Genomic DNA, 14473 nt, shown 5'->3' on the forward strand with positions numbered 1-14473 from the left:
CTTCCGGGCGACGCATCGGTGTCTGCCAGTCTTTTCGTGCCTGCCAGTCTTCCGGTTCCCGCGCTTATCACGCGGTTACCAACTGTTTAAAGACACCGTCATTGTTTACCAGATTGGCGTGCGTGTCATCCTCCACGAGCGCGCCGCGATCAAACACCAGCACACGCTCGAACAATTTCGTCAGTCCGTTGTTCGACAGCACCCAGATAACCGCCGGATTGGCGCCGTTGCGTGTGAGCAGCTTCATCACGTCACGGACGACCTCGTCCTGCAAGCGGTGATCGAGGCTCGGGAGCGGGCGGTTGAAGACATAGTAGTCCGAGCGGCGAATAATCGCGCGGGCGAGGTTCAGTTTCTGGCGCTGGACAGCCGTCAGGCGCTTGCCGCCGGCGCCGAGATTGAAGTCGAGACCGATATCCAGCACCTGCTCGATCAGGCCCTGCGAATTCAGCAGCGACGACACGATGGCGCGGATGCGCTTGGAGCCGTCGGTGTGCTTATGGCTGATACGGCCGAAGAGCACGTTGTCCATAAGGCTCGCGGAGGCGAGGTATTTTTCCGGATCGTAGCGCTCGATGTCGTGGGTCAGATCTTCCGGCATGTTCTCGTGGAACTGACGGCGGACCTCGACGATTTGCGCCATGAGTTCCTCGGTCAAGAGACCGAAGCGGTGGCGGGGCTCGACATAGTTGAAGCTCAGGCGGATGATCTGGTAGCGATCGTCCTCCGTCGCGGTCTCCAGCCCCTTGCCGGCATATTTCTGAAGCAGCAACTGGTAGGCCGGGATGTCGTCGGCCGTCATGAAGGTCAGCTGCTGGAAGAAGGGGTGGTCCGGCGGCAGGTCGGCGAAGAGTTCCACCGCGTTCTCGGCGATCTGGTAGCCCATGTCGAAGAGCACGCGGTCGATGCCGGTTTCCGAGACGACCTTTCGGAAATAGGGGTTCTTGGCGATGGCGCGGCCGGCCACGCTCGGGGCGGTCGCCGTGCCGAACAGCAGGTTCTCGCCGACGGTGGCTTCCATATTGTATTCGCCGGGTTCGAAATAGGCGATCAGCCCGTTGAGTCCGGCTTCTTCCAGCTCCTCGCGCAACGCCTGGCGCATGTCCACGATGCTGGCCGCAAATTCGGGCCGGTCCGCCGGGTCGATATTGGTGCGCAGCGCAAGGTCGAGAATGTCCTTCGATAGCTGCACCGTGTCGAGCACGGCGAGGATCGAGGGGAAGAGATCCTCGGCCTGCGTCGCGCCGGCGGCAGTGTAGTCGATCCAGTCGCCATTGACGTCATAGTCGGGATTTCCGGCGAGCTTGGCTTCCGTCACTTCCCATTTGCGATGGGCGGCAAGGCTGCCCTCGTAGGTGGCGGCCGCCAGCGGCGCGTGCTTCAGGCCGTAGAGCAGGTTGTCGCGCAGCGAACCGTAGAAGAAGTAGGTATCGGACGATGCATAGGTGATGGCCCGACCGACGACGGATTCCGGCATGTGCAGCAGGTCTTCGCCGCCAAGCGTCACCTTGCCGCCCTCCGGCCAGATCAGGCGGCCGAAGGCCTCGGCCAGCACGTCGCCACCGCTCGCGGCACCGCCGATGATGGCCACCTTCTCTCCGGGTTTGATCTCGACCGAGACATGCTCCAGCAGGCGGGCGCCGCTGTCATCGGCAAGGGTGAGGCCGGAGGCCGCAAGGGCGCCAGACGCATCGTTTCCGCCATCGCTGCCGCCTGCCGCAGCACCGGCAAGGCCCGCACCGGCGGCCACGGCGCCAACGGCGACGGCACCCGTGGAAATGGCCTGGATCTTCGGATCGATCAGCGGCTCGACCGTGAACTGTTCGACCACCTGGACATATTTCACCTGCACGTCCTGACGCAGCTGGTCCCAGTCGATCAGCTCTTTCAGGGGCCCTGGCAGATCCTTGTAGGCGCTGATGACGGCCACGAGCTGGCCGATGTCGAGCTGTCCGCGCAGGGCAAGATAACCGCCGATGCAGTAGAACAGGAAGGGCGTCAGCTGCGCGAGGAAGTTGTTGATGAACTTCACCATGAACTTCCACTGGTAGAGATCGTAGCGGATCTTGTAGATCCGCCCCAGCCGCGCGGCCACGTCGGCGCGCTCGTAGTTCGAGGTGTCGTAGGCGTGGATGGTGCTGATACCGTCAACGATCTCGCTGACGCGGCCGGCAAGCTCGCGCGCGGTGATCTGGCGCTCGCGGCCGAGCACCAGCAGGCGGCGGCGCATGCGCGGGATGATGGTCGCCTGGATGCCGACCATGAAGGCGGCGATGAAGCCGAGCCACATGTTCTGCATGAAGATAAAGGCAAGCGCCGTCAGGGCCTGTCCGCCGAGCAGAGCCGGCGAGACGAAGGCGTCGCCCGTGAAGCCGCCGAGCGGTTCGACCTCGTCCTTCACCATCGAGGAGACTTCCGCCCCCTTCATGCGCTTGAACTGGGTCGGCGGGAATCGGAGGATGCGATCGATGAGTTCGAAGCGGATGCGGCGCAGCAGGCGCTCGCCGAGCCGGCCCTTGTAGGTGTTGATGTAGAGCTTGAAGAGGCCGTTGATGATGACGAGGAGGAGAAAGATGACGCTCAGTGCATAGAGCGTTTCCATGCGCGTCAGGTCGATGCCGTTGAACAGTGTGACGTTGCCGATCCAGGGCAGGGAGAAGGAAATGTCGAAGAACCGTTCGGTCGCGCCCGGCTGCTCGAAACCTTTGCCCTGTATGGGCCCGTTGACGATCTGCTTGGGCAGGTCGAACGATAGGAAGTAGGGGATCATCGAGATGGCGACGATCATAAGGATCCACATTTGCTGCTTGCGCGTGTGAGTCCAGATGTAACGGGTAAGGCGGATATCCATGAAGGGCTGCCATCGAGACGAAGCGGAGACGACGCGGCGGACCAGGTGCTCGTCTGTCTCCTCCGTTACGGTGGAATCTATAGCAGTGATGGCAGGAAAACCACCCGCAAACGCATCGTCCTGAAGCGTGCGAACGGCGATTTCGCCGTCACGCGTCCGACAGCATCTCGCGCAGGATATCGGCCGTCCTGTCGGCGCCCTCAAGGTCGATCGAGAGATCGCCTTGCTGGAAGGCCGGGGCATCGAGACCGGAGCGGATGGCCGCGGCGACCCGCTCGGCCGAAATGTCGGAATCGCTGAGCACTGTCACGAGGCCAAGGCGCTCCAGGCGTTCGGCACGGGCCGCCTGCTCGGTTTCGCCACCTGTCGTGAACGGCACGACGATCGCTCGGCAGCGCGCCCGCAGAATATCGCAGACCGTGTTGTAGCCGGCCTGCGACACCGAGAGGGTCGCGCCCGAAAGGAGGCTCGCGAAGTCTGGGCGAAAGCGGAAGACTTCGACATTGCCGACGACGCCGGCGGCGATCGCATCGTGGTCGGCCTGCGCGAGGTTGGGGCCTGTTATCAGCGCCCAGGGCTTTTCCGGCCAGAGGATGGCCGTCGCGCCCACGACCGCGTGCAGCACGTGCCGGCCCACAGCGCCGCCGCCGGCCGAGACGATCACCTCGAAACGGTCTGCCGGGGCGTCGGGCTGCGGCGGGGCGACGAGGCCGGTATAGACCACCTTGTCGGCGATCTCGTCGGCATGGGGAAAGGTCTCCTCCAGCCGAGCGAAGGTCGGGTCGCCGTGGATGAGGATGCGGTCGAAGTAGCGCTCGATATAGTCCACCGTCTCGCGGTCGCGCTCCGGCTTCGGGCGCTTTTGCAGGATATCGCGCACGGAAGCGAAGATTTTCGGCGGCTCGGGCATGGCGCGGGCGGCGTCGAGGAAGGGTAGAAGCTCGAAGCGCATCTGACGCCGGCCGAACGGGAAGGCCTCGGTGAGGATGGCATGCGGCTTGATCTCGTGGAGGATGGCGAGCAGCCGGTCGCGACGCATGTCGCGGAAGGCGTCATCGACCGGATTGCCGTCCATGTCCTGCAGGGCGGAAAAGCCCTCGTCGCTGGAGACGACGGGCGGCAGCGCGATGTGGCGGACGGTCGGGCCGGGGAAGCCGGACACGGGCTTGCCACCGGTGACGACCGTCACGTCGAAGCCGCGCACGGCCAGCGCGTTGGCAATGCGGCTCGCGCGGGTCAGGTGGCCGATGCCGAGCAGGTGCTGGACGTAGAAGAGAACGCGTTTCGTGTCCGGATCGGTCATTCGGCTGTCCGCCATTCGGTTTCAAAGAGATTGCGAAGTTGGGTGATGCTGGTGTGGTAGTCGAAATTCTTGCGGACGCGCCGTTCGGCGGCGTCGCCCAGCTGCTTGCGGAGATCGGGATCGCGGATGGCGCGCTCCAGGGCGTTCGCGATGGCTTCGGGGTCCTCGGGCGGCACCAGCAGGCCGTTTTCCCCGTCGGACAGAAGCTCCGGTACGCCGGAGATCGTGGTGGAGAGGCAGACGAGGCGCTGGCTGGAGGCCTCGACGATCACGTTCGGCAGGCCGTCGCGGTCGCCATCCGCGCCGATGCGGCAGGCAAGTGCGAAGATGTCGGAGGCCCGATAGCGCGCCAGAACGTCTTCCTGTGCCATGGCACCCAGCCAGTCGATGCGGTCGGCGATGCCGAGGTCGGTCGCCATGCCCTTCAGGGATTTGGCGAGCGTGCCGCCGCCGATATGAACGAAGCGCCAGGCGAGATCGGCAGGCAGGCTTGCTAAGGCCTTGAGGAGCAGGTCGTAACCCTTCTTCTCCACGGCGCGGCCGACGCTGAGAATGACGACGGGGTCGGCGGGATCGCTGCCGTCGCGCGGGCGGCGCTCTTGTGTGAAGGGTGCGAAGCGGGCCAGATCGAGGCCGTGATAGCTCAGATGCACGGTCGTCTTGTCGGCGGCCAGCGTGCGCAGGTGGTGGAAGCCGGTTTCGGTGCAGGTCACGGTCCAGCGGTTGGTGGCGAGCTTGTCGGCCAGCTCCCAGTCGGGCGAGGTCCAGATGTCCTTGGCATGGGCCGAGCATGTCCACGGGATGCCGGTCAGAAGGCTGGTATAGGCGGCGACGGATGCGGGCGTGTGGATGAAGTGGGCGTGCAGCCAGTCTCCACCCTCCGGCCATTCCGCGGCAAGGACGGCGGCCTGGCCGAAGCGGCGGACCCGGTTGCGCGAGACATCGCGCGCCAGGTCGCGGCGGAAGGCGGAGAGGGCCTTGCGGAAACCGGGACGCCGGACCGCCGCCCACAGGCCCCGCAGCACGCGCAGCGGCTCGTGATGCAGATATTCGGGGAGGTAGAGAACCGGCGCGCGGATCTCGTCGTGAACGGGATGGCGCTTCTTGTCGGTCGGGTGGCGCATCGAAATCAGCGACAGCTCCAGCCCCGATTGCTCCAGACCCAGCAGTTCCTGGGCGATGAAGGTTTCCGACAGGCGCGGATAACCCTTCAGGATGACGACGATCTTGCGGCTTTGCATGACGGTTCAGGCCTTGACGACGCTCAAATGGTCGCGTTCGCGCCCGTCTAGCATGTTGCCGACGATCCGGGAAATATTACTCAGGCCGTCGAGATGCATGTTGCTGGCATGGTGGGAGGGCGGCGCGCGGTGCGGCAGGGCATGAAGCGCGGCAGCCAGCCGCTTGGGGTCCGCAGCCTCCTGCGGCAGCAGCATATCGACGAGCCCGAGTTCGCTGGCGCGGCGGGCACGGATCAGTTGCTCCTCGCGCGGGACGACGCGCGGCACGATCAGGGCCGGTTTGTCGAAGGAGAGGATTTCGCAATAGGTGTTGTAGCCGCCCATGGCGACGACGCCGCTGGCATTGGCGATCAGCTCTTCCATACGGTTGTCGAACTCGATCACCGTCAGGTGCGGGGTCAGCGCGCATTTCGACAGCAGCTTGTGGCGCTGCTTTGCCGGCATGTAGGGGCCGAGCACGACGAAGGAGGGGTGCGTCAATGTCGGGTCGGCGCGGTAGGCGTCCACCACGTCGTGGATGAGGTCGGAGCCATCGCCGCCGCCGCCGGTGGTGATGAGGATATAGTCGCCCTTCGGCTTGTGCTCCGAGCTGACGTCGAGCGAGACGCTGCGCTGGAGGAAACCGACGAAATCCATGCGGGCGCGGACCTGCGGCGGTACGTCGAGGCCGACCAGCGGATCGTAGAAATCAGGCGGGCCGTAGACCCAGACCGTATCGTAGAACTGGCCGATCTTGCGCATCACGTCGTTGCGCTTCCACTCGGCGTCGAGCAGGTGCGGCGCGTCCATGACCTCGCGCAGGCCGAGCACCAGCGTCGTGCCCTGATGCTTGAGGTAGGACAGCGTGTCCTCGACCTCGCCGCGAAGCCCCATCGGCTCCTTGTCGACGATGAAGATGTCGGGCTTGAAGGTCTCCGCCGTGTGCCGGATGATCGACCGGCGCATCTTCAGCGTCTCGTTCAGATCGATATGCCGATCCATCGAGGTGTATTCGCCGTTGCGCAGCTTGATGACGCTCGGAATCTTCACGAAATCGACGCGGGCCCGGTAGTCATAGGCACCGGCGATGGTCGCGCCGGAGATGATCAGGACCTGCAGGCCGCGATAGTCCTCGACGAGCGCATGCGCGATCGCCCGGCACCGTCGCAGGTGGCCGAGACCGAACGTATCGTGGCTGTACATGAGGATGCGGGCATTCTCGATGCGACGCGTCATCGGCACGGCTCCACGTACAGGGCAGGCTTCATCACCATGGAAAACTCACTTGTACGGATCAGCCGCATCTCTAAGTCCATCGCCCAGAAAGTTAAAGGCCAGGATGACGAGAATGACCGGGATGGTTGGGTAGAGCAACCATGGATAAAAAGCGATGGTACTGACGCTGCGCGCTTCCGTCAGGAGAATGCCCCAGCTGGTAATCGGAGGACGGAGGCCGAGGCCGAGGAAACTCAAGGCGGTTTCGCCGAGAATCATTGCCGGGATCGACATTGTCGCGCTGGCGATCAGATGCGACATGAAGCCGGGCACGAGGTGACGGCCGATGATGCGGCTGGTCTTTGCCCCCATCAGCTGTGCCGCAAGCACGTAGTCCTCCTCGCGCAAGGCCAGCAGCTTGGAGCGCACCGCGCGGGCAAGGCCGGTCCAGTCGAGAAGGCCGAGAATGGCGGTGATGCCGAGATAGATGACGAGGGGGCTCCACGTCACCGGCATGATGGCCGCAAGCGCCATCCACAGCGGAATGCTCGGGATCGACTGCAGTACCTCGATGACGCGCTGGACGATGAGGTCGAAGACGCCGCCCTTGTAGCCGGCAAGGCCGCCGATGACGATGCCGAGAATGAAGCTCATCGTCACGCCGAGCAGGCCGATGGTGAGCGAGATGCGGGCGCCGTAAAGAATGCGCGACAGCACGTCGCGACCGAGCCGATCGCTGCCGAGCATGAAGAACTGCCCGCCCTGTGCGGGACACACGAGATGGAGCGAGGCGGGAACGAGGCCCCAGAAATGATAGGCGTCGCCGCTGCAGAAGAAGCGCAGCTTTTCGATTCGCTCGGGATCTTCCGTATAGACGCGGCGCAGCGTGTCCATGTCGAGGTTCATCGTGCGGCCATAAACGAACGGGCCGACGAACTGGCCGTCATCGAACAGGTGCACCTGCTGCGGCGGCGCGTGGATGAAATCGACGTTGCGGGTATGCAGGTTGTAGGGCGCCAGGAACTCGACGACCGTGACCATCGCATAGAGCAGAACGAGGAAGACCAGCGAGAGGACGGCAACCCGGTGCCGTTTGAACTTCCACCACATCAATCGAAGCTGGGACGCCTCATAGACGTGTTTCTGCTCCTCGCTCATCGTTTCCACGGCCATCGGATCGAAGGGGGCTGCGGAAACGAAGTGCGTCAGGGGCTGGCCGGGTGCGGGCAGGCAGGCGGGTGTGGGGGACGTCGTGGACGGCGGATGCGTTGCGGTCACTTCGTGCTGCCCCCCTGGAGCCGGATGCGCGGATCGAGCAGCGCCAGCGCGATGTCGGAGACCAGCACGCCGATGACGGTGAGGAAGGCAAGGAACATCAGGAAGGACCCGGCGAGATACATGTCCTGGCTCTGCAGCGCCTTGATGAGCATCGGCCCGGTGGTTTCCAGCGACAGCACGATGGCCGTGATTTCGGCACCGGAGATGATCGCCGGCAGGATCGAGCCGATGTCGGCGATGAAGAAGTTGAGGGCCATGCGGAGTGGGTACTTCACCAGTGCCCGGAAGGGATGAAGACCCTTCGCCTTCGCCGTCACCACATATTGCTTCTGTAGTTCATCCAGAAGGTTGGCGCGCAGGCGACGGATCATGCCGGCCGTGCCCGCGGTGCCGATGATGATGACGGGGATCCAGAGATGCTCGAGGATCGACAGGAACTTGTCCCAGCTCATGGGCTGCGACAGATATTTCTGGTCCATGAGGTGCCCGATGGACGTGCCGAACCACATGTTGGCGAAATACATCAGGATCAGCGCGAACATGAAATTGGGAATGGCAAGGCCAAGCAGGCCGAGGAAGGTCAGGCCGTAATCGCCCCAGCTGTACTGGTGGGTGGCCGAGTAGATGCCGATCGGGAAGGCGATGAGCCAGGTGAAGATGATGGTCACGAAGGAGACGAGGACCGTCAGCCAGAGCCTGTCACCGACGACGTCGGAAACTGGCAGCTGGTATTCGAACGAGTAGCCGAAATCGCCCTGCAACATGCCGGCGACCCAGTGGAAGTAGCGCATGATCGGCGGACGGTCGAAGCCGTATTCGGCCCGCAACGCCTCGATCTCCGCCATATCGACGCCTTCGCCCTGGGCGCGCATTTCCGAGATGTAGCTCTCGAAATAATCACCCGGAGGAAGTTCGATGATGGTGAAGACGAGGGCCGAGATAATGACGAGCGTCGGGATCATGGCACTGACGCGCCAGAGAATGTATCGCAGCATCGATCAGCTCACCTTGTCGCCGAGCCAGAACGTATCCGGCATGTAGACCCCGAAGAAGCAGGTCGGATCGAAGCCGTAGAGGCCGTGTTCCGGAACGTTCTGCATGCGCGACGTATGAAGGATCGGCTGGAGCGTGGCGTTGACCATGCCGATGGAATAGACCTGATCTGTATAGATCGACAGCATCTCGTGCCAGATCCGCGTGCGGCCCGCATTGTCAGCCGTGCGGCGCCATTCCTTCAGCAGGTCCACCAGCTTCTGGGCCTCGGGGAGTTCCGGCGCGTGACCGAACTGGCCGAGCGACAGGTAATGCATGCCCCAGACCGGCCATTGCAGCTGGTCGTCGGTGCTCGGGGCCAGCGGGCTCGGGCTCATGTCGGCCGTGGGCACGCCGTTGGGGAGTCCGAGCCACATGGACATCATGATTTCGCCGCCCATGGTGCGGTTTCGGAAGACTTCGCGCTGGGAGGTCTTGATGAAGAGCGGAATGCCGATCTTCGCCCAGTGATCGGTCACGAGTTCGAGAACGTCGGTTTCCAGCGTGCTCTCGCCGGCGGTTTCCACCACGATCTGCGCGAGACGGCCATCCGGCAGAAGGCGCATGCCGTCCTCGTTGCGGCCGGTCAGGCCTGCCTCGTCCAGCAGGCGGTTGGCCTGCTCGGTGTCATGCTGCGACCAGGCGGCGGCATATTCCGGCTTGTAGAGTGGGCTCTCCGGCAGCACGGTATCGGCGCTTTCCTTGCCGAGGCCGTAGAAGGCAACCATGTTGATCTCGCGCCGGTCGATGGCGAGCGAAAGAGCGCGGCGGACGCGGACGTCGCGCAGGAGGCCCTGCCAGACAGGGTCGCCGTAATTGAGGTTCGGCAGCAGCGCGACGCGCGATCCTTGCGTGCGCTTCCACAGCTTCACCTTCACCGGATACCGCTTTTCGGAATCCTTGATGAAGGCATAGTCGGTAAAGTCGATGTTCTGCGCCTGCAGGTCTGCTTCGCCGCCACCGGTCTTTGCGGCGATGATGCCGGGTGTGGAGACGTTGAGGACGACGCGGTCGATATAGGGAAGCTGCATCCCGTTTTCGTCGACGCGGTGGAAGAAGGGGTTCCGGTCGAAGATGAACTGTTCGGCGGGCGAGGCCGTCGTGTTCTGCCACGGGTCGAGCGTCGGCAGGTCAGGATTGTCGGGCCGGTTCTGGCGCGACATCTTGATGTGCAGGTCCACCCACTTCTTGACCCGGTACTTCTTCATGAATGTCTTGAGCTGTTCCTCGGTCTGGTAAGTCTTGTGGAACTGCTTCATGTAGGCGGCGGGCAACAGCAGGATCAGCGGCAGTGCCGCCGCCAGGTTCGGCAGGAAATCGGGGTTGGGCGCATCCCAGCTGTAGCGCACGGTGCGCGCGTCGAGAACCTCGAAACGCGGCGGCTTGCCGTCCGCCAGAAGCTCCTGCTGCACGCCGCCCTTGCGCAGGTCCTCGTTCAGGACCACGTCTTCCCAGGTATACCGGAAGTCTTCCGACGTGAGCGGGCTTCCGTCCGACCAGCGATGGCCTTCGCGAATGCGGAAGGTGAAGACCTTCTCGCCCTCGACCTCGCAGGCCTCCAGAATATCCGGCTGGAAACTCAGCTTCTCGTCGTAGCCGACCAAGCGGGCATAGCCGTTGATGAACATCGCGCGGATGTCCTTTTGGCTGCCGATGAGGATGCGGATGGAACCGCCATAGCTGCCGGGCGTGCGGCCCATAGCGGCAAGGTTGACGATGCGCGGCGTCTTCGGCACGCGCTCGATCATCGGCGGCAGGGTTCCGGCAGTGATCTTTTCGAGAAGGATTTCGGGCTCTGTCCCCGCGGCCATGGCGTCGCGCGGAAGCATAAGCCGGGGCAGGGCGATGGCGGAGGCGAGGAGGCCGAGGGTGGTGCGGCGCTTGATCACGGCTGGAGCTCCTTCACGTCGGCATTCCGGCTCGCCAGCACCCAGTGACCATTGCCGAGATCGGCGGGCGCAAGGCCGGCATCGCTTTCGCCCGGCCGGAAGGCGGCGTTCCAGCGCTTCTTGTCGGAGGCCCCGCCGGCATTGAGCGCGACGAAGTCGAGCGGCCGGTCAAGATCCGGGAAGGGCACGGCGGCCAGCAGCGCCTTGGTGTAGGGGTGCACCGGCGCGCGCATCAGCTGTTCGCGCGGTGCAAGCTCGACGATCCGCCCGGCGCACATGACGGCGATGCGGTCGGCCATGTAATCGACGACGGCGAGATTGTGCGAGATAAAGAGATAGGTCAGGCCGAGTTCCGCCTGCAGGTCCTTCAGGAGGTTGAGGATCTGCGCCTGCACGGACACGTCGAGTGCGGAGACCGGCTCGTCGCAGATCAGCAGTTCGGGGCCGAGTGCTAGAGCGCGGGCAATGCCAATGCGCTGGCGCTGCCCGCCGGAGAAGCTGTGGGGATAGCGGTTCATGTGCCGCTCATTGAGGCCGATGGCCTTCAGCAGCGCCTTCACCGTCTGCTGCCGGCTCTTCGGATCGCCGCGGCGGTGGATCTCGAGCGGTTCGCTGAGGATGTTCTGCACCGTCATGCGCGGCGAGAGCGATGAGACGGGATCCTGGAATATCATCTGCATGCGGGTGCGCAGTTTGGCCAGCGACTTGCCATGGGCCTCGCGGATGTCGATCGGGCCATCGGCCGAGTTCAGCATGATCGAGCCGGTGTCGGGAGAGAGCGCCCGCATCAGGATCTTGCTGAGCGTCGTCTTGCCGCAGCCGCTTTCGCCCACAAGCCCCAGACATTCGCCGCGACGTATGTCGAAGCTCACGTCGTCTACCGCACGATACTGGTGGGCCTCCCCCTTCTTCCACCAGCCGGACTTGCGGCTGGAAAACGTCTTGCCGACATGGCGCACGGAGAGCAGCACATCCTCGCCCGGTGCCGGAAGCGTGTCCTCGACGCGGGGCAGCGGTCGCGCAGGCGCACGTTCGCCTTTGCGCCGCACGATCAGGCTCTCGACGTTGACGGGTACCTCGCGCAGCGCCTTCAGGCGCTCGCCGGGCTTCATGTCGAAATGCGGCACGGCTGCCATCAGCCCCTTGAGATAGGGGTGGGACGGATTGCGGAAGATATCCTCAACCGAACCCGCCTCCATGATTTCGCCGTGATAGATCACCACGACCTCGTCGGCCATGTTGGCGACGATTCCGAGATCGTGGGTGATGAGCAGCACGGCCATGTTGAAGGTCGATTGCAGGTCCTTGAGCAATTGCAGGATCTGCGCCTGGATGGTCACGTCGAGGGCCGTCGTCGGCTCGTCGGCAATGAGAAGCGACGGCTTGCAGATCAGCGCCATGGCAATCATCGCGCGCTGTCGCATGCCGCCGGAAAGCTCGAACGGATACATGCCGAAGGCACGCTTGGGGTCGGGGAACCCGACGAGACGCAGCATCTCTTCGGTCTGTTCCCGCTGTCCCGGCTTGTCGACGTTGCGGTGGATGCGCAGGCTTTCGCTGATCTGGTCGCCGATCGTGTGGAGTGGCGACAGCGAGGTCATCGGCTCCTGGAAGATCATGCCGATGCGGTTGCCGCGAAAGGCGCGCATATCGGCACCCTCGGGCGCGAGCGCTGCAAGATCGATGACACCGCCGGGTGCCGTCTCATCCTTGAAGAGGATCTTGCCGCCGATCCTCGCCGATTTCGGCAGGATGCCCATGACGGCCTGGCTGATCACGGATTTTCCGGACCCGGACTCGCCCACGAGCGCCGTGACCTTGCCCGGCAGGACCCGGAGGCTGGCCTTTCGAACCGCGTCGATCTGGCCGCCGAACATGGCGAAAGAAACGCTCAGGTCCTCGATCCGCAGCAGGTCTCCGCCTGATGTCATGCCTGCCATTCCCCACTTATTCTCTCCATCCGGTGCGGATGGTGGCTGGCTTTGCGCCAATACCTTATGGGAAGACTATCGCAGGCATTTCGGCCTGTCCATGACCGCAATGTAAACCGCACGGTCACGCCTTCCCGGCGTCGGCTGCGGGTCTAGCGTCGTCATGTATCGTTTTTTTGAAATGATGCCCCGCGGCTAAACAATTTCTATTGCAGCAGTTTGTTCCAGATGTCCCGTTGGGGCGTGTTGCGGTTGCGGTAAAGCAGCATGACCTGCTCCGCCTCGGAGCTGCTTTCCTGCGTCCGGTGGCGTATGGCCTCCGCCTGATCGATCTTCAGGAGCTTTTCGCTCGGCACCAGCACCGTCAGTTTCTGCCTCACGCCGCGCAGCTTTTCCTCGCCGAGCGTCTCCCACTCGCCGCCGGCATAGGCGGTGAAGGCCTGGCTGGCGACGATGTGGGTGGAATGCTTCTTGGTCAGCCCCTGCAGGCGGGAGACCTCGTTGACGGCGGTGCCGAAGGTGGAGAAGGTGAGGCGGTCGCGCAGGCCGACATTGCCGAACATGACGTTGCCGATATGCAGGCCGATGCCGTAGCCGACCTCGCTCAGCCCGTTTTCCCGCCGTTCGCTGTTCATCTCGGCCATGCGCGCCGTGGCCTGGCGCACGGCCTCCATGGCGGCAAGGGCCGCGGCCTGCGACGGTTCGCGGTGGCGCCCGCAGGGATAGACGGCGAGAAAGCCATCGCCGAGGAAGCTGAGAATCTCGCCACCGCCGCGGTTGAACGGCGTGGCGATGGCGTCGAAGAACTGGTTGAGCGTGTCGATATAGGCCTGACGGCCTTCGCGTTCGGCAAGGACGGTCGATTGGCGCATGTCGGCCATGACGAGCACGGCGCGGATGGTTTCACCGTCGCCGCGCCGGATCTGGCCGGACAGCACGCGCTTGCCGGCGTTTTCGCCGAGATAGGTGGTGAGCATGTTGTCAGCGAGCTTGCCGAGCACGGCCATTTTGGCGGCAACGGCCAGGCTGCTCTGGAGCCGCAGCATGGCCTCGATCAGCTGGTCGGAGAAACCTTCCGGCGCGTCCGTGGTCCAGGAGCCGACCATGCCCTGTCCGTGGCTTTCGCTGAAGGACTGCACGAAGGCGAAGTAATCGGTCGCGCCGTCGCGCTTCAGTTCCTCGAAGATCGGGAACTCGATCGGAGACTCCGGCGTGATGCGGCGGCGCAGATGGTCGAGGTCGTGGGAATAGAGGTAGTAATAGGGGCTGCGCAGGAAGCGCTCTGCATCCGTCTCGCTCTGACCGGCGCGAAAGCCCTCGACGGTGACGCCCTTGCCGCGCTGCCAGGTGAAGCCGAGCGCGTCGTAAAGTGGATGGAGCATGGCGAAGCTCAGATGCACGCGCGACAGTGGCACGCCGGCGGCGGCCAGCCGTTCGCAGAAGCCCGTCACCAGCATTTCGAGCGAGGCGCCGTTGAGCGCCGTCTGCTTGAGCCATAGGGACACGCGATCGAGCAGATGGGTGGAAACCTGCTGCATCTGGGTCATGTCGATCTTCCCGCTGTTTGCTGCGAACGATCACCACAGGCCGATATCAACCCCCCGGCATGACGCGATCGTCTTCACGATATAATGACGCGGTATGGCGGAAACCAGAACGGCGACGACGAAAAGTTGGCGATGGCTGCCGCGAGGGAATTCGCATGATGGCCTGGCCCCGATATCCTGGCCTTGACAGCGGCAGGCCAAGTCCGC

At 63.8% G+C, this 14473-nt stretch carries 9 protein-coding genes; all 9 read right to left on the minus strand.

The window, feature by feature from the left end; genetic code table 11:
- Positions 1–67 precede the first annotated feature (67 nt).
- Complete coding sequence (locus G8E10_RS21110) at positions 68–2851, minus strand: ABC transporter transmembrane domain-containing protein (protein ID WP_167130574.1); 2784 nt, start codon at positions 2849–2851, stop codon at positions 68–70.
- Between the two features lie 148 nt (positions 2852–2999).
- The gene (locus G8E10_RS21115) at positions 3000–4154 is read right to left on the minus strand and encodes a glycosyltransferase family protein (RefSeq protein ID WP_167130575.1); all 1155 of its coding nucleotides are present in this window, start codon (positions 4152–4154) and stop codon (positions 3000–3002) included.
- Positions 4151–5395 carry a glycosyltransferase family 4 protein gene (locus G8E10_RS21120; RefSeq protein ID WP_167130576.1) on the minus strand — a complete coding sequence of 415 codons (1245 nt, stop codon included), beginning with the start codon at positions 5393–5395 and terminating at the stop codon, positions 4151–4153. The genes G8E10_RS21115 and G8E10_RS21120 overlap by 4 nt, the downstream gene beginning before the upstream one ends.
- 6 nt (positions 5396–5401) lie before the next feature.
- The gene (locus G8E10_RS21125; protein ID WP_110801830.1) at positions 5402–6610 is read right to left on the minus strand and encodes a glycosyltransferase family protein; all 1209 of its coding nucleotides are present in this window, start codon (positions 6608–6610) and stop codon (positions 5402–5404) included.
- A gap of 45 nt (positions 6611–6655) precedes the next feature.
- Complete coding sequence (locus G8E10_RS21130; protein ID WP_281517729.1) at positions 6656–7819, minus strand: ABC transporter permease; 1164 nt, start codon at positions 7817–7819, stop codon at positions 6656–6658.
- A 44-nt stretch (positions 7820–7863) separates the two neighbouring features.
- Complete coding sequence (locus G8E10_RS21135) at positions 7864–8862, minus strand: ABC transporter permease (RefSeq protein WP_110728502.1); 999 nt, start codon at positions 8860–8862, stop codon at positions 7864–7866.
- 3 nt (positions 8863–8865) lie between these two features.
- Positions 8866–10788, minus strand: coding sequence for an ABC transporter substrate-binding protein (locus tag G8E10_RS21140; protein WP_167130578.1), 1923 nt, complete (start codon positions 10786–10788; stop codon positions 8866–8868).
- Positions 10785–12719 carry an ABC transporter ATP-binding protein gene (locus G8E10_RS21145; protein ID WP_167130579.1) on the minus strand — a complete coding sequence of 645 codons (1935 nt, stop codon included), beginning with the start codon at positions 12717–12719 and terminating at the stop codon, positions 10785–10787. Before G8E10_RS21145 ends, G8E10_RS21140 begins: the two co-directional genes overlap by 4 nt.
- A 206-nt stretch (positions 12720–12925) precedes the next feature.
- Positions 12926–14266, minus strand: a complete 1341-nt coding sequence (locus G8E10_RS21150) for an adenylate/guanylate cyclase domain-containing protein (protein WP_110801827.1) — start codon at positions 14264–14266, stop codon at positions 12926–12928.
- Between the last annotated feature and the right edge of the window lie 207 nt (positions 14267–14473).

Source organism: Ferranicluibacter rubi, from assembly GCF_011603255.1.
In the GTDB taxonomy this organism is placed as follows: Bacteria; Pseudomonadota; Alphaproteobacteria; order Rhizobiales; family Rhizobiaceae; genus Ferranicluibacter; species Ferranicluibacter rubi.

What these genes read in the sequence shown, in the direction of transcription:
- G8E10_RS21145 (WP_167130579.1), bottom strand. Translation starts at nt 12,719, where the DNA reads ATGACATCAGGCGGAGACCTGCTGCGGATCGAGGACCTGAGCGTTTCT.
- G8E10_RS21125 (WP_110801830.1), bottom strand. Translation starts at nt 6,610, where the DNA reads ATGACGCGTCGCATCGAGAATGCCCGCATCCTCATGTACAGCCACGAT.
- G8E10_RS21110 (WP_167130574.1), bottom strand. Translation starts at nt 2,851, where the DNA reads ATGGATATCCGCCTTACCCGTTACATCTGGACTCACACGCGCAAGCAG.
- G8E10_RS21115 (WP_167130575.1), bottom strand. Translation starts at nt 4,154, where the DNA reads ATGACCGATCCGGACACGAAACGCGTTCTCTTCTACGTCCAGCACCTG.
- G8E10_RS21150 (WP_110801827.1), bottom strand. Translation starts at nt 14,266, where the DNA reads ATGACCCAGATGCAGCAGGTTTCCACCCATCTGCTCGATCGCGTGTCC.
- G8E10_RS21120 (WP_167130576.1), bottom strand. Translation starts at nt 5,395, where the DNA reads ATGCAAAGCCGCAAGATCGTCGTCATCCTGAAGGGTTATCCGCGCCTG.
- G8E10_RS21135 (WP_110728502.1), bottom strand. Translation starts at nt 8,862, where the DNA reads ATGCTGCGATACATTCTCTGGCGCGTCAGTGCCATGATCCCGACGCTC.